Genomic DNA, 15,770 nt, shown 5'->3' with positions numbered 1-15,770 from the left:
TCTCAAAACTAAACAATACTCCAAACGTGCTTCCGTTTATCCTTAGAAAGGAGGTGATCCAGCCGCACCTTCCGATACGGCTACCTTGTTACGACTTCACCCCAATCATCTATCCCACCTTAGGCGGCTGGCTCCAAAAGGTTACCTCACCGACTTCGGGTGTTACAAACTCTCGTGGTGTGACGGGCGGTGTGTACAAGGCCCGGGAACGTATTCACCGCGGCGTGCTGATCCGCGATTACTAGCGATTCCGACTTCATGTAGGCGAGTTGCAGCCTACAATCCGAACTGAGATTGGCTTTAAGAGATTTGCTTGCCGTCACCGACTCGCGACTCGTTGTACCAACCATTGTAGCACGTGTGTAGCCCAGGTCATAAGGGGCATGATGATTTGACGTCATCCCCACCTTCCTCCGGTTTATTACCGGCAGTCTCGCTAGAGTGCCCAACTTAATGATGGCAACTAACAATAGGGGTTGCGCTCGTTGCGGGACTTAACCCAACATCTCACGACACGAGCTGACGACAACCATGCACCACCTGTCACCGATGTTCCGAAGAAACTTCCTATCTCTAGGAATAGCATCGGGATGTCAAGACCTGGTAAGGTTCTTCGCGTTGCTTCGAATTAAACCACATGCTCCACCGCTTGTGCGGGCCCCCGTCAATTCCTTTGAGTTTCAACCTTGCGGTCGTACTCCCCAGGCGGAGTGCTTAATGCGTTAGCTGCGGCACTAAGCCCCGGAAAGGGCCTAACACCTAGCACTCATCGTTTACGGCGTGGACTACCAGGGTATCTAATCCTGTTTGCTCCCCACGCTTTCGAGCCTCAGCGTCAGTTACAGACCAGAGAGCCGCTTTCGCCACCGGTGTTCCTCCATATATCTACGCATTTCACCGCTACACATGGAATTCCACTCTCCCCTTCTGCACTCAAGTCTAACAGTTTCCAAAGCGAACAATGGTTAAGCCACTGCCTTTAACTTCAGACTTATTAAACCGCCTGCGCTCGCTTTACGCCCAATAAATCCGGACAACGCTCGGGACCTACGTATTACCGCGGCTGCTGGCACGTAGTTAGCCGTCCCTTTCTGGTAAGTTACCGTCACTGTGTGAACTTTCCACTCTCACACACGTTCTTCTCTTACAACAGAGCTTTACGATCCGAAAACCTTCTTCACTCACGCGGCGTTGCTCGGTCAGGGTTGCCCCCATTGCCGAAGATTCCCTACTGCTGCCTCCCGTAGGAGTCTGGGCCGTGTCTCAGTCCCAGTGTGGCCGATCACCCTCTCAGGTCGGCTATGTATCGTCGCCTTGGTGAGCCGTTACCTCACCAACTAGCTAATACAACGCAGGTCCATCTACTAGTGAAGCAATTGCTCCTTTCAAGCATCTAACATGTGTTAAATGCTGTTATGCGGTATTAGCTATCGTTTCCAATAGTTATCCCCCGCTAGTAGGCAGGTTACCTACGCGTTACTCACCCGTTCGCAACTCTTCCAACTTTAGCAAGCTAAAGTCTTCAGCGTTCTACTTGCATGTATTAGGCACGCCGCCAGCGTTCGTCCTGAGCCAGGATCAAACTCTCATTTAATCTTGTTCTCATTCTGTCACTGACAGATTTATCGTTTTTTGACAGGTTACTTCCGTAACCCGCACGTTTGGTTCGTATTGTTCAGTTTTCAAAGGTCTTTGTCTCACTCGAGACAACTTCTATATTCTATCAAATTTAACTCTCGTTGTCAACAACTTTTTCAAAGTTTTTTCAAACAAGTTTCAAATCTGATTGCCATCGTTCTCTCTCAAACAACAGCTATATTAGTTTAGCATTTCTAAGTGACTTTGTCAAGAACTTTTTTCAAAGTTTTTTTCAAACCTCTTAGAAGCGACTGCCGTCTCATGCGACAGCTATATTAGTATACTAAACTTAACTTACACTGTCAACACTTTTTTGAAAAGTTTTTTCATCTTATTTACATTTCGTTTTCAAACGTTAAATTTCGGTTATGTTTGAGCTGTTATGTTAATTTAAAAATCTGCTTAAACAGCAAAAAAGAGAGCTTCTTGCTCTCTTTTTTATTGTAATGCTTTTTTGTATTCTTCTGCTTCTGCTTCTGTTGAAAGTACAAAGTGTCCTGGAGTAATTTCTCGCATTTCACGTTCTTGGCCATCAAGCTCTGCAGTAGGATCATACACTTGGTGTACACGTCCACGTTCAGATTCTGGGTCTGGTTCAGGAATAGCAGACAACAGACTCTTAGTGTATGGGTGGATTGGATTATTGTAAACATCATCAGATGTTCCAATTTCAAGCATTTTACCCCAGTGCATAACACCGATACGGTCTGAAATGTATTTCACCATAGACAAATCGTGAGCGATGAATAAGTATGTTAAGCCGCGTTCACGTTGAAGTTTTTGCATCAAGTTTACAACTTGAGCTTGGATTGATACGTCAAGGGCTGAAATTGGTTCATCAGCAATGATAAATTTTGGTTGGACCGCAAGTGCTCGAGCAATACCGATACGTTGACGTTGACCACCTGAAAATTCATGTGGGTAACGAGTCATGTGATCTTTGTTCAAACCAACTAATGATAGTAATTCTTGAACTTTTTCATCACGTTCTTCTTTACTACTAACTAATTTATGAATATCAAGACCTTCTGCAACAATGTCACGAATTTTCATACGACCATTAAGACTTGCTTGAGGGTCTTGGAAAATCATTTGGACGTTTTTACGGAATTCATGCAACTCTTTACCTTTAAGGTTAGAAACTGTTTCACCATTAAAATCAATTTCTCCACCATTGATATCATAAAGTTTCAAGATAGCACGTCCAACAGTTGTTTTACCAGAACCTGATTCACCAACTAGACCAAATACTTCACCTTCGTAGATGTCAAAGCTAACGTTGTTGATTGCTTTTACTTCGTTCTTTTTACCCTCGTTGAAGGTCAAAGATACATTTTTAAGTTCAACAAGCTTTTTTCTATTTTCAGTCATTAAGCTTTTCTCCCTTCAAGTTCTTTCCATTTTGCCCAGCGTTTTTGAATTGGTAATGGTGGTGTTACTTTAGGTGCACGTTCATCTAGCAACCATGTTGCAGCATAGTGTGTGTCGCTAACTTTAAACATTGGTGGTTCTTCTTCGTAATCAATGTCTAATGCAAATTCATTACGTGGAGCAAACGCATCACCTTTTGGCGGATTAAGAAGATCTGGTGGAGTACCTGGGATTGATTGTAGGCTACCTGCTTCTGTATCAGTCGTTGGCATTGAGTTTAGCAAGCCCCAAGTATATGGATGTTGTGGATTGTAAAATACTTCATCAACTGAACCGTATTCAATCACTTTACCAGCATACATAACTGCTACACGGTCAGCCATACCAGCAACAACACCAAGGTCGTGGGTAATAAAGATAATTGATGAACCACTTTCTTTTTGAATTTTCTTCATCAAGTTAAGAATTTGTGCTTGAATTGTAACGTCCAAGGCTGTTGTTGGTTCATCTGCAATCAGAACATCTGGATTAGCTGCAAGTGCAATCGCAATAACCGCACGTTGACGCATACCACCTGACCATTGGTGTGGGTAATCATTGATGTGTTCTTCAGCATTTGGAATACCAACATTTTTCATCAAATCTAGTGCACGAGCCCAAGCTTCTTGTTTTGAAACTTTTTCGTGAATCATAATTGGTTCAGCAATCTGTTGACCAATTTTCATTGTTGGGTCAAGACTTGTCATTGGATCTTGGAAAATCATCGCAATTTCATTTCCACGTACTTTAATCCATTCGTCTTCTTTTAGTTCAGTAAGTTTTTTACCTTTAAAGTCAATTTCACCTGTAATTGTTGCATTTGAAGCAGAAAGCCCCATCAATGTTTTTGTAGTTACAGATTTACCTGATCCAGATTCACCTACGATAGCAAGGGTTTCACCTTTCTTCAAGTCAAAATTGACATCACGGATAGCTTTAATTTCTCCAGCGTAGGTATGGAAATCTACATGGAGGTTTTTAACTTGTAAAATTGTTTCTTCACTCATAATTTTTCCTCCTAACGATCACCAGATTTTGGATCAAATGCATCACGAAGACCATCACCTAGCAAGATGAAAGCAAGTGAGATTAATACCAAAGCAAGGGCTGGTAGAGTAACTTGATAAGGGTAATATTGTAAATATTCTTGAGCATCAGTAATCAAAGAACCAAGTGATGCTGTTGGTGGTTTTACCCCGAGGTTAATAGCTGAAAGTACAGCTTCGTACATGATGGCGCTTGGAACTGTCATCATGATTTGAACAATAATAATACCTGAAATATTTGGAAGGATATGTTTGAATGCAATTTTTGGTGCACTTTCGCCCAATGAACGAGCTGCAAGAACAAACTCTTGTTCACGGTATGAAAGTGTCAAATTACGTACTTGACGTGCCATTGAAGTCCAACCAACGATGGCAATTGAAATGATGATTGATGTAACACCATTACCAAGTAACAAACCAAGCATTGTTACAATTACCAAGTTAGGGATTGAAGAAATGACTTCAATAATACGTTGCATGACCATGTCGACACGTCCACCAACATAACCTGAAATCAAACCATAAGTTACACCAATCAAAAGGTCAATTAATGTAGCAACAATGGCAATAAGAAGTGATATACGAACACCAACAATTATACGTTTTGCAACGCTACGTCCTAGGTTATCTGTACCAAGGATAAATTTAGTTCCTTCTGGTACTCCTTGATCAGCATAAGCATCAGTAGCTTCTGTACTACCAGAATATGTGATTGTACCATTCCAGAAAGGAAGATTGTCACTGATTTTTGGTGGAAGGTTACGGTATGTTGTAACTTCTTTTGTATTAAAAGCATTTGCGTCATCACGTGGAACTAAGATTACTGAAATCATTGAAAATACTAGTAAGATTCCCAAGAACCACATTGAAACAACTGCTAATTTATTTTTTTTCAAACGGCGCCATGCATCTTGCATAAAAGAAAGAGCAGGCTTTTCAATTTTTTCTTGTGAGCTGGCTGAACCAACACCAACAAGTTTAAATTCTCTATTTTTATCTGCCATGAATAATCTCCTTATTGCAAGCGTACACGTGGATCAACAATACTTGTTGCAATATCTGTTACCAAAATAGCAACCATCAACATCATTGCATAGACAATTGTTGTTCCCATAATTACTGGATAGTCTTTAGCTGGGATTGATGTAACAAATTGTTGACCAATTCCGGGAATTGAGAAAATTTGTTCAATTAAAGCTGAACCTGTCAATAAGTTAGCTGCCATTGGACCAACCAAAGTCAAAACTGGAATCATTGAGTTACGATATGCGTGTTTACGAGCAACTTGACGTTTATTCAAACCTTTAGCTGTCGCCAATTGAATATAATCAGAACTCAAAGTTTCAATCATTTGTCCACGGAAGAAACGTGTTACTTGAGCAAATACTGGAATTGCCAAGGCGATTGATGGCATAATAGTTTGTTCAAATGAACCCCAACCAGCAAGTGGGAATAAGCTCCATTTGAAACCAAGTGTAACTAATAGGAATAGACCAATAATGAATGATGGTACTGAAATACCAAGTGTAGAAATAACACTAAGAACACCATCAATCCAGTTATTTTTGTTACGTGCTGAAGCCGCACCAACAACAATACCTGAAAGAAGTCCAACGATTAAAGCTTGAACACCCAATTGAATTGATACACCCAAACGTTGAGAAATCAAACGTCCAACAGGTTGGTTAATAGATTGGTAACTTGTACCGAAATCACCATGAAGAATATTCCATAGGTAAGTAAGGTATTGTTGCCAAACTGGTTTATCCAAACCATATTGTTTGTTCATTAAAGCAATCATCTCATCAGTTAATTTTGGGTTATTGTAAGGTGTCCCAGGCATAACTTGCATGAGGAAAAACGACAGGGTAACAACTACCCAGAGTGTTACAAGAAGAATAGCAACACGTTTAAGAATGTATTTTACCATAATATTTCCTTCTCTGTATTTGCTTTTGTTGGCAGGAGAAAACTTTTACCTGTCAACAAAAGCAAGAATTGGTCGCAACCAATTCTTGCCCATATCCATACTTATTAAAGATTATTTGTCTTTATAGGCATATGTAAAGTCAACTTGCAAACCAGTTGAATTACGAACAAGTCCTTTGATTGATGAATTTTGAAGTGCTTTTGTGCTACGGAAGTAAAGTGGATTGTAGTGTGCATTATCATAAAGTGCTTTTTCAGCAGTTTTATAATCATCTGCTGCAGCAGCAGGATCCAAAGCATCAGTTGTCAATGCTTTTTGGTAAGCAGCATCGTAAGTTGCATCACTAAATTTACCATAGTTGTAAGCTGAATCTGATGTGAACAATCCATAGAATGTAGATCCTTCTGGATAGTCACCACCCCAAAGTGATAGAACTACATCAAAGTTTTGTGTTTTAGAATCTTGCAAACGTTGTTTGAATGTTACGAATTTTTCTTCTACTTTTAATCCTGGAAGAACATCTTCCCATGTTTGTTTAATGTAGTCTACTGATGCTTTCGCAACAGGTGTGTCTGAATCGGCTGTAATTGTCAATGTGATTGATTTTTCACCGAGTTCAGCAAGTCCTTCTTTGAAGAGTTTTGCTGCTTGTTTTGCATCATAAGTGTAATCTTGTGATACGTATTCAGATAAATCAGTTCCATCTTCCAAAGTTTCAAGTCCTGTTGGAACTAGAGCTGACGCTGCTTTTGAACCTGTGTCAATAGCTGCTTTTACAATTCCTTCACGATCTGTAGCAAGGTTAAGTGCTTGACGAATCTTAGTATTTGTCAAAGCTTTAACAGAACCTGACTCATTGTAATTTAGGTATGCTGTTGTAGCTTCTGGTGAATCTACAACGTCTTTACTATTTTTGTTTGCTTTATAAATAGCTTCTGTACTTGAGATGTTCGCTGTATCAAGCTGACCATCTTTGTACATTTGCACTGCAGTATCAGGTTTTTTAACAGCTTGGATATTAACTTTTTTAAGTTTTACGTTTTTAGCGTCCCAATAGTATTTGTTCTTCACAAGTGTAAATGTACCATTAGAGCCGTTCCATTTTGTTACTGTATATGGACCTGAATAAAGTGCTTTTTCAGAAGTTGTACCATAATCACTACCTGCTTTTTCCACAAAAGCTTTGTTTTGAGGAACGAAGTTAGCAAACGATAGAAGACTCATAAATTGAGGAGATGGACTAGACAATGTAAAGATAACTTTATTGCCATCTGCTTTTACTCCCAATTCATCAACGCTCTTAGTACCGCTAATAACTTCTGCAGCATTTAAAACATGCGCATCTGATGCAAGATATGCATACTCAGAAGCTGTCGCTGGATCAACAATACGTTGCCATGTGTAGACAAAATCATCTGCAGTCAAATCACTACCATCAGACCATTTTAGACCATCACGTAATGTTGCAGTATAGGTTAATCCATCTTCAGATACTTCAACTTTCTCTGCCAAATCAGGTTTCAATTCGCCATCTTCGTTACGACGAAGAAGGTTACTACCTGAGTTACCGATTGCAATTGAAGAATAAGTATCTGTAACCTTTGAAACATCCAAAGTGCTAATTTCAGTAGGAGTGTACCAATTAATCTCATCACTTGAAGAAGTTGATGAGCTTTTTCCTCCACAAGCTGCCAATACAGCAGTTGAGAGCAAAGTAACAGCTCCTAAGCCAATGCGTTTCCATGTTTTACTTTCTAGTGACATGTGACGCCCTCCTAGTTGTTCTCTCTAAATTATATTATTTGACAAGTAGAATTATATCATAAAGTTTCTTTAAAGAAAATAGTTTTTTCTGAAGAAAGTAGTTTTTTCTGAATTTTTTGTCAGATTATCTAACACACTATTTATATACCATTAATATGGTATAATTATATTGTTGAATTTTTTAACAAAGGATGGAACAATGAAAAAGGTTATTGCTGCTTTAGCCATTCTCTTGGCTTTTATTGGAAGTAGTGTTTACGCAGATGATTTTGATGTCGCTGCTAAGCACGCAATTGCTGTCGAAGCTACTACAGGTAAAGTTCTTTATGAAAAAGATGCTACTACACCTGCTGGTATCGCTTCTATGACAAAAATATTAACTGTTTATTTAACTTACAAAGAAATCGATAAAGGAAATCTTTCTTGGGATACTAAAGTTCCAATTTCTGACTATGCTTACGATTTGACAGCTAACTCAGATGCAAGTAACGTGCCTATGGAAGCTCGCGAATACACTGTTGAACAACTAGTCAATGCCGCTATGGTCGCCAGTGCTAACAGCGCTGCAATCGCACTAGCTGAACAAATTGGTGGTAGCGAAAGCAATTTTGTAGACATGATGAAAGCTCAACTCAATGAATGGGGAATTACTGATGCTAAATTAGTCAACGCATCTGGTTTAAATAACAGTTACCTCGGCGATAACATTTACCCTGGATCTAGTTCTACAGATGAAAATATGCTAAGTGCTCGAGACATTGCTATAATTGCCCGCCATCTCATTACAGAATATCCTGATGTCTTAAAAATCAGTAGTCAAACAACAGCTGATTTTGATGGTTCAACAATGAACACTTACAATTACATGCTTAAAGATATGCCTTATGAACGAGATGGCGTCGATGGTCTAAAAACTGGTACAACTGAACTTGCAGGAGCTTCATTTGTTGCTACTTCAACTGAAAACGGTATGCGCATTATCTCTGTCGTGATGAATGCGGATGGTTGGGAAGAAAATGATTTTGCTCGTTTCGAAGCTACTAACAAACTCCTTGATTATGTCAAATCAAACTACGAAATGACTACTATCATCGAAGCTGGTCAATCTTATAAAAATAGCAAAGCAAAAGTTAAAGACGGGAAAGAAAAAACAGTCCCTGTTGTTGCTGCCCAAGATTTGAATGTAGTGCATCGCATTGGCACTGATGTTTCTGCCAAATTCTCTTCAAAAGCTAAAGGTTATGAAGCAACTATTAACAAAGGTGACAAAGTTGGAAAATTTGAATATAACGATAACCAAATTGTAGGAACTGGTTACCTTGATTCAAAACCAAGTGTCCCTGCTCTTGCTAAAAAAGAGGTTAAAAAAAGCATTTTTCTTAAAGTCTGGTGGAACCACTTCGTAACTTACGTCAACGAAAAACTTTAAAATTACCAATTTCCTTCTATATAATATACGTAAAAAAGAGACGAGTTTTAAACTCGTCTCTTTTGATTTATCCAACTGACCCTTCCATTTCATAACTGATTAAACGATTAAGTTCAACAGCGTATTCCATTGGAAGTTCTTTTGTAAAGGGCTCAACAAATCCCATAACAATCATTTCAGTTGCTTCTTGTTCTGAGAGTCCACGACTCATCAAATAATAAAGCTGTTCTTCAGAAATTTTTGAAACCTTTGCTTCATGTTCAAGAGCAACTTGTGAATTATGAATTTCGTTAAATGGAATTGTATCTGAACTTGATATATCATCCATCAAAATGGTATCACATTCAATGTGACTGACAGATTTCTTAGAATTTTTATTGAAAGTTACTTGACCACGGTAATCAACCTTACCTCCACCTTTAGCGATTGATTTTGAAACAATCGATGATGAAGTATGTGGTGCATTGTGAATCATTTTAGCACCAGTATCTTGATGTTGCCCTTTATTTGCAAAGGCAATCGAAAGCATTGTACCACGCGCGCCTTCACCATCAAGATAAACAGATGGGTACTTCATAGTTGTTTTAGCACCAAGGTTACCATCAATCCATTCAACTGTAGCATTTTTCTTAGCTGTAGCACGTTTTGTTACCAAATTATAGACATTATCTGACCAGTTTTGAATAGTTGAATAGCGCATGTAGCTTCCTTCAAGTGCAAAAATCTCAACAATTGCAGCGTGAAGACTAGCAGATGAATAATTTGGTGCTGTACATCCTTCAACGTAGTGAACACTTGCTCCTTCATCAACGATAATCAAGGTACGTTCAAATTGCCCCATTGATTCACGATTGATTCGGAAATAAGTCTGCAAAGGAATTTCAACTTTGACACCTTTTGGTACATAAATAAATGTTCCACCTGACCAAAATGCAGAGTTTAAAGCTGCCAATTTATTATCTGTAGGTGGGACTAATTTTGAAAAATATTTTTTGAACAGCTCTGGGTATTCTTTCAAAGCTGAATCTGTATCTGTAAAAATAATCCCTAGCTTATCATACTCATCTTTCATGTTATGGTAAACAACTTCAGATTCATATTGTGCTGAAGCCCCAGCCAAATAAGCTCGTTCAGCTTCTGGAATTCCGATACGTTCAAAAGTTTCTTTGATTTTTTCTGGGACATCTTCCCATGAACGAGCAGGTTTATCAGAAGCTTTTTGGTAATAAGTGATTTCATCAAAATCAATATCTGACAAATCTGGTCCCCAATCTTGCATTGGCATTTTGTTAAAAATTTCCAATGATTTCAAACGGAACTCAAGCATCCACTCAGGCTCACCTTTTTCAGCAGATAATTCACGAACAACTTCTTCGCTGATTCCTTTTTCTGTTGAAAAGACCGGTGTCACATCATCATGAAAGCCATATTGATAATCACCAAGGTCAATTGGTTTTGGTGTTACTTTTTCATTTTTTTCAGGCATCTAATTACCTTTCTGTATCTTTATCGTCGTTTTCAATAGCTTTCTTCAAGGCATTCCAAGCTAGAGTTGAACATTTAATACGTTGTGGGAATTTTGAAACTCCTGCTAAGAAACTAGCCTCACCTAATCTTTTTTGAGCATCGTCTTTTTCACCTTGAACCATTTTTGAGAAAATCTCAGCAAGTTCAAGTGCTTCTTCTTTTGTTTTACCGAGAACTGCATCAGTCATCATACTAGATGAAGCTGTTGAAATTGTACAACCGTCACCAGCAAAAGCAATATCTGAAATGCGATCACCATCAAATTTTACTGAAAGTGAAATCACATCACCACAAGTCGGATTATTAAGATTAACTTGATTAACGTCTTCTAATTTTCCATGATGGTGTGGATTTTTTGAATGATCTGAAACAACTGCCATATAAAGACTATCTAATCTAGAAAGTGCCATTGAAAAACTCCTTTGTTTTAAGAATTGCTTCTATTAGTTTATCACAATCTTCTTTCGTATTATAGATATAAAAACTTGCACGCACTGCTGAATGAATTCCTAGATAAGTAATCAAAGGTTGCGCACAATGATGTCCAGCGCGAACCGCAACACCTTCATAATCAAGTGCTGTCGCTACATCATGTGGATGCAATCCATCAAGATTAAATGAAATTACCCCAGTGTGTTGACTAGGATCCTTAGGACCATAAACTGTTAGTCCTTCAATTGCTTGTAATTTAGGAAGAACATAATCAACAAGTTCTTGTTCATGTGCATGAACAGCATCTAAACCAAGGTCGTTCAAATAATCAATTGCAGCACCTAAAGCAATAGCACCAGCGATATTTGGTGTTCCTGCCTCAAACTTCCAAGGCAACTCTGTCCAAGTCGCTTCTTGTTCGTAAACAAAATCAATCATTTCACCACCGAATTCAACAGGTGACATTTGATTAAGAAGTTCTTCTTTACCGTAAAGAACACCAATACCCGTAGGCCCAAGCATCTTGTGCCCTGAAAATGCAAAAAAGTCACAATCTAAATCTTGAACATCAATAGTCATATGCGGAGCAGACTGCGCGCCATCAACAACCATATAAGCTCCAACTTGGTGAGCTAATTTAGCAATTTCTTTGACTGGTTGAATTGAACCTAGAACATTTGAAACGTGAGCAATGCTGACAAATTTAGTTTTATTTGAAAGCTTATTACGCAAATCGTCCATATCCAACTGCCCGTCTTTTAAATAGACATAAACTAATTTTGCACCTGTTTTTTGACAAACTTGCTGCCAAGGAACAACATTAGCATGGTGCTCTAAAACTGAGATGAGCACTTCATCATCTTTTTGAAGTACTTCTTGCGCAAAGTGCGCAACCCAATTAAGTCCTGTCGTCGTTCCACGTGTAAATAAAACTTCTTTAGTTGATTTTGCATTAATAAACTGACGCGCTTTTTCACGACTTGCTTCATAAGCTGCTGTTGCTCGTTCAGCAAGTGTGTGAACACCGCGGTGGACATTAGCATTAATCGTGTGATAATAATCATTAAGGGCATCAAGAACTTTTTGTGGTTTCTGAGTTGTTGCCGCATTGTCAAGATAAACCAAAGGTTCGTCGTTTACAATTTGGTCAAGTATCGTAAAGTCTTGAGCAATTTTGTGAGCATCTAATTTTTTCATATCAGCGTTGCTCCAATTTATTATCTAGCACAGCAATCATTTCGTCACGTACTTCTTTGACAGGAATTTCAGTAATAACAGTACCTAAGAAACCACGAATAACTAGGCGCTCTGCTGTTTCCTTATCAATACCACGACTCATCAAATAATACATATCATCTGGGTCAACTTGTCCAATTGATGCTGCGTGACCTGCTGTGACATCATTTTCATCAATCAATAGAATTGGATTAGCATCTGAACGAGCTTTATCTGAAAGCATGAGAACTCGGCTTTCTTGTTGGGCATCTGCTCCCTTGGCTCCTTTGACGATATGTCCAACTCCGTTAAAAGTCAAAGTACCGCGTTCAAGAATAACACCATGTTGTAAAATGTGTCCAACAGTATGACAGCCATAGTTTGTGACACGTGTATCAACACCTTGAACTTGGCGTCCAGATGAAGCAGCAACTACTTTAAGATTGGCTTGACTGCCATCACCATACAAATCTGAATCGAAATCAGCAATGACATTGCCTTCATTCATAATACCAAGCGCCCAATCTACCACAGCATCTTTGCCATGACGAGCTCTACGACTAATATAAGTCGTAACATTTTCGCCCAAACGGTCAATAGCTGAAAACTTCACATGACTTCCGTCCAAAGCAATGACTTCAACAGAAATATTTGCAGTTGCTGTTGCTTCTCCTTCACCGATTGATTCAAAACGTTCCAAGTAGCTAATGTGACTATTTTTTCCAACTACAATGAGAATATGTTTGTTAAACGGAACATCACTTGCCTTATCTTGGAAGAAAAGACCCTCGATTGGTTCTTTAATGTCCACATTATCTGGAACATAAAGCACTGCGGCACTATTAAAGTAAGCAGTGTGATAAGCAGTTAACTTATCTTCTTTATCTCCACGCGCAGACCCAAAATATTTTTCAATTACTTCTGGAATTTCTTCCAAAGCGCTGTAAAAGTCTGTGAAAACAACACCTTTTTCCATCAAGTCCATTGGCAACTGTTCAAGAACAGTCTGTGTTCCAACTTGAACAAGCTTAGGGTTATCTCCAAGAGCTGTAAAATCAGGAACGTTAGCAAGTGCTACATCCTCTGAAATTGTTCCATCACCAAGATTCCAACGGTGAAATTTCACTCGGTTGATTTCTGGTAACGGTAATTTATCTATATTATCAAAAGCAGCCAGACGTCGTTCTTGCAACCACAACGGCTCTGCTTTTGCTTGTGAAAAATTTAAAACTGATTCTTTCGTCATAATTTGATGTTTACTCCTTTTTATATCCTACATACGAGTATCGTCTAGGTTAAAACCATAGACTTTGACATCATCAATTACACTTCCTCTTCGTATTTAATACCGAGTTCTTCGGCAATTTTTGCATATCCTTCTTTTTCAAGACGTGCAGCAAGTTCTTCACCGCCTGAAAGGACAACACGTCCATCCATCATAATATGGACAACATCTGGTTTAATGTAGTTAAGAAGACGTTGGTAGTGAGTGATAATCATGGCACCAAAATTTTCACCACGCATGGCATTAACACCTTTTGACACCACTTTAAGAGCATCGATATCAAGACCAGAATCGATTTCATCAAGAAGAGCAAATTTAGGTTCCAACATCAACAGTTGAAGAATTTCATTACGTTTCTTTTCACCACCTGAGAAACCTTCGTTAAGGTAACGCTCTGCCATTTCTTCTTTCATACCGAGAAATTCCATTTTTTCATCCAATTTTGTGATGAAGTCCATGACAGAAATTTTTTCGTCATCTTCTTTTCCAGCATTCATAGCTGCACGAATAAACTCAGCATTTGTGATTCCAGGAATTTCAGCTGGGTATTGCATAGCAAGAAATAGTCCAAGGCGAGCACGTTCATCGACTTCAAGGTCGAGAATATTTTCGCCATCTAGTAAAATTTCACCCTGAGTAACCTCATAGTTTGGATTTCCCATGATAGCAGCTGAAAGCGTTGATTTACCAGTCCCGTTAGGACCCATAATCGCAGCAATTTCTCCTGTCTTAAGAGTTAGATTGACACCCTTAAGAATTTCTTTATCTTCAATTGAAACATGAAGATTTTTTATTTCAAGTACAGACATGTGTACATTCCTCCAATTTAAATAAATGCGGCAGTAACTTTTTTCTGAAAATTACCGCAGTTCTATAGGGTTATTAATCATTATATCAAAAAAAAGCCATAGTAGGCTTTTCAATCACTTATTATTTGTTATTTTTACGGTTTTTCCATTTTAGCATGGTTGCCTGACGGTAATCACTGTTTCCGATAAATTTCAAAACATCAAAAAGCGGTGTACGTCCAACTCCCCAAATTTCAAGTCCTTCGATAAAGACTTCTAATGCAAATGCTAAACCAATCATCAAAAGTACTCCACCTAAACGGCTAGAAACGTTAAGTAAAAGTGCAATCAATGAAAAGAGAATCGCAATGCCATAAACGACTAAAACAGCACCGCGGTGTGTGAATCCCATAGCCAACAGACGATGGTGCAAGTGCATCTTATCTGCTTCAGTCACAGGACGTCCAGATAATTTACGACGAATAATTGCAACTGTCGTATCTAAAATTGGCACACCAAGAATAATCACCGGTGTCACTACTGCAACTGCTGTTGAATTTTTCAATCCTTGAAGAGACAAGACCCCAATCATAAATCCAATGAAAAGAGCTCCTGCATCACCAAGATAAATAATCGCTGGATTGTAGTTATATGGGAAAAATCCTGCAATACAAGCAATCAACAGTAGGATTGTTAATGTTAGATAAAAATCAGTTTGTGGTAAAAAGAAATACGATACCAAAGCCATCGTGATAAGGCTAATGATTGAGACACCACTCACCAAACCATCTAAGCCATCAATCAGATTCATCGCATTAGTGATAGCAATAATCCAAAAAACTGTTAAGAAGAAGGTCACAACAGAATTAAATTCTAACAGTGGTCCTCCAAATGGAATTTTAAAACTATCAAAGCGGAAATCCGTAAATGCCCAAACAATAACAGCACCAAGAATAATACCCAGCATTTTTGTTTTGGGTTTTAATTCATAAATATCATCAATAAATCCAGTCGCCGTAATAATGAATCCACCAATGACAACTGGTAAAACATAATTAAAGTACGAAATTGTCCAAATTGGCTCTTTTAATACCATTGGCATAAAGATCAACGAAGAAACCAAGAAAGATAGAAAAATCGCAACTCCACCGCTACTTGGCATAGGGACTTCATTAACCCTACGAGCATTTGGTTTATCTACGGCACCAACACGAAAAGCAATAAAACGAACAATTGGCGTCAAGAATAGTGACAATAAAAATGCGCCAATTAAAACTAAAACATATTCAATTGTAAAGGGTGCCAT

12 protein-coding genes and 1 rRNA gene are annotated in these 15,770 nt (G+C 38.6%); 1 reads left to right on the top strand and 12 read right to left on the bottom strand.

The annotated features are described in order from the left end of the window. Window positions 1-46 precede the first annotated feature (46 nt). The 6 genes from ACN0NP_RS06530 to ACN0NP_RS06505 all read right to left on the bottom strand — a co-directional run bounded on the left by ACN0NP_RS06530 (window position 47) and on the right by ACN0NP_RS06505 (window position 7,788). Window positions 47-1,594: ribosomal RNA gene (locus ACN0NP_RS06530) — 16S ribosomal RNA — on the bottom strand. Window positions 1,595-2,076: 482 nt separating this feature from the next. Continuing rightward, window positions 2,077-3,009, bottom strand: coding sequence for an ABC transporter ATP-binding protein (locus ACN0NP_RS06525; protein ID WP_288263900.1), 933 nt, complete (start codon window positions 3,007-3,009; stop codon window positions 2,077-2,079). Beyond that, window positions 3,009-4,055 carry an ABC transporter ATP-binding protein gene (locus tag ACN0NP_RS06520; protein WP_024344767.1) on the bottom strand — a complete coding sequence of 349 codons (1,047 nt, stop codon included), beginning with the start codon at window positions 4,053-4,055 and terminating at the stop codon, window positions 3,009-3,011. The genes ACN0NP_RS06525 and ACN0NP_RS06520 overlap by 1 nt, the downstream gene beginning before the upstream one ends. Before the next feature lie 11 nt (window positions 4,056-4,066). Then, window positions 4,067-5,098 carry an ABC transporter permease gene (locus tag ACN0NP_RS06515; RefSeq protein ID WP_039697643.1) on the bottom strand — a complete coding sequence of 344 codons (1,032 nt, stop codon included), beginning with the start codon at window positions 5,096-5,098 and terminating at the stop codon, window positions 4,067-4,069. An 11-nt stretch (window positions 5,099-5,109) separates the two neighbouring features. Then, window positions 5,110-6,024, bottom strand: coding sequence for an ABC transporter permease (locus tag ACN0NP_RS06510; protein WP_021141673.1), 915 nt, complete (start codon window positions 6,022-6,024; stop codon window positions 5,110-5,112). 111 nt (window positions 6,025-6,135) lie between these two features. Beyond that, a complete protein-coding gene (locus ACN0NP_RS06505; protein ID WP_027968240.1) occupies window positions 6,136-7,788 on the bottom strand; it encodes a peptide ABC transporter substrate-binding protein in 1,653 nt (550 codons plus the stop codon). Window positions 7,789-7,987: 199 nt separating this feature from the next. Here ACN0NP_RS06505 and pbp3 point away from each other — a divergent pair, with 199 nt between their 5' ends. Beyond that, complete coding sequence (pbp3, locus tag ACN0NP_RS06500; RefSeq protein WP_033152095.1) at window positions 7,988-9,217, top strand: D-alanyl-D-alanine carboxypeptidase PBP3; 1,230 nt, start codon at window positions 7,988-7,990, stop codon at window positions 9,215-9,217. A 67-nt stretch (window positions 9,218-9,284) separates the two neighbouring features. On the opposite strand, the gene sufB is transcribed toward pbp3, so the two are convergent. From sufB to ACN0NP_RS06470, 6 genes are all read right to left on the bottom strand, one after another. Continuing rightward, window positions 9,285-10,703 carry a Fe-S cluster assembly protein SufB gene (gene sufB, locus ACN0NP_RS06495; protein ID WP_024344763.1) on the bottom strand — a complete coding sequence of 473 codons (1,419 nt, stop codon included), beginning with the start codon at window positions 10,701-10,703 and terminating at the stop codon, window positions 9,285-9,287. A 4-nt stretch (window positions 10,704-10,707) separates the two neighbouring features. Continuing rightward, on the bottom strand, window positions 10,708-11,154 hold the full coding sequence (gene sufU / locus ACN0NP_RS06490) for a Fe-S cluster assembly sulfur transfer protein SufU (protein WP_003067579.1): 447 nt from the start codon (window positions 11,152-11,154) through the stop codon (window positions 10,708-10,710). Beyond that, the gene (locus ACN0NP_RS06485; RefSeq protein WP_157327687.1) at window positions 11,141-12,373 is read right to left on the bottom strand and encodes a cysteine desulfurase; all 1,233 of its coding nucleotides are present in this window, start codon (window positions 12,371-12,373) and stop codon (window positions 11,141-11,143) included. The genes sufU and ACN0NP_RS06485 overlap by 14 nt, the downstream gene beginning before the upstream one ends. A 1-nt stretch (window position 12,374) precedes the next feature. Beyond that, complete coding sequence (gene sufD / locus ACN0NP_RS06480; RefSeq protein ID WP_423216995.1) at window positions 12,375-13,637, bottom strand: Fe-S cluster assembly protein SufD; 1,263 nt, start codon at window positions 13,635-13,637, stop codon at window positions 12,375-12,377. 77 nt (window positions 13,638-13,714) lie between these two features. Further along, the gene (gene sufC, locus ACN0NP_RS06475; RefSeq protein ID WP_003067585.1) at window positions 13,715-14,485 is read right to left on the bottom strand and encodes a Fe-S cluster assembly ATPase SufC; all 771 of its coding nucleotides are present in this window, start codon (window positions 14,483-14,485) and stop codon (window positions 13,715-13,717) included. A 121-nt stretch (window positions 14,486-14,606) separates the two neighbouring features. Continuing rightward, complete coding sequence (locus tag ACN0NP_RS06470) at window positions 14,607-15,770, bottom strand: glycosyltransferase family 4 protein (RefSeq protein ID WP_021141664.1); 1,164 nt, start codon at window positions 15,768-15,770, stop codon at window positions 14,607-14,609.

Origin of the sequence: Streptococcus equinus, assembly GCF_049393805.1 — a bacterium.
Lineage (GTDB): Bacteria > Bacillota > Bacilli > Lactobacillales > Streptococcaceae > Streptococcus > Streptococcus equinus.
The sequence above is the reverse complement of the archived record's forward strand: the minus strand, read 5'-3'. Positions and strand labels throughout refer to the sequence as shown.

Bases quoted from the DNA above. Each gene is read 5' to 3' on its own strand.
- sufU (WP_003067579.1), bottom strand. From the start codon at position 11,154: ATGGCACTTTCTAGATTAGATAGTCTTTATATGGCAGTTGTTTCAGAT.
- sufB (WP_024344763.1), bottom strand. From the start codon at position 10,703: ATGCCTGAAAAAAATGAAAAAGTAACACCAAAACCAATTGACCTTGGT.
- sufC (WP_003067585.1), bottom strand. From the start codon at position 14,485: ATGTCTGTACTTGAAATAAAAAATCTTCATGTTTCAATTGAAGATAAA.
- ACN0NP_RS06510 (WP_021141673.1), bottom strand. From the start codon at position 6,024: ATGGTAAAATACATTCTTAAACGTGTTGCTATTCTTCTTGTAACACTC.
- ACN0NP_RS06470 (WP_021141664.1), bottom strand. From the start codon at position 15,770: ATGGCACCCTTTACAATTGAATATGTTTTAGTTTTAATTGGCGCATTT.
- pbp3 (WP_033152095.1), top strand. From the start codon at position 7,988: ATGAAAAAGGTTATTGCTGCTTTAGCCATTCTCTTGGCTTTTATTGGA.
- ACN0NP_RS06505 (WP_027968240.1), bottom strand. From the start codon at position 7,788: ATGTCACTAGAAAGTAAAACATGGAAACGCATTGGCTTAGGAGCTGTT.
- ACN0NP_RS06485 (WP_157327687.1), bottom strand. From the start codon at position 12,373: ATGAAAAAATTAGATGCTCACAAAATTGCTCAAGACTTTACGATACTT.
- sufD (WP_423216995.1), bottom strand. From the start codon at position 13,637: ATGACGAAAGAATCAGTTTTAAATTTTTCACAAGCAAAAGCAGAGCCG.
- ACN0NP_RS06525 (WP_288263900.1), bottom strand. From the start codon at position 3,009: ATGACTGAAAATAGAAAAAAGCTTGTTGAACTTAAAAATGTATCTTTG.
- ACN0NP_RS06515 (WP_039697643.1), bottom strand. From the start codon at position 5,098: ATGGCAGATAAAAATAGAGAATTTAAACTTGTTGGTGTTGGTTCAGCC.
- ACN0NP_RS06520 (WP_024344767.1), bottom strand. From the start codon at position 4,055: ATGAGTGAAGAAACAATTTTACAAGTTAAAAACCTCCATGTAGATTTC.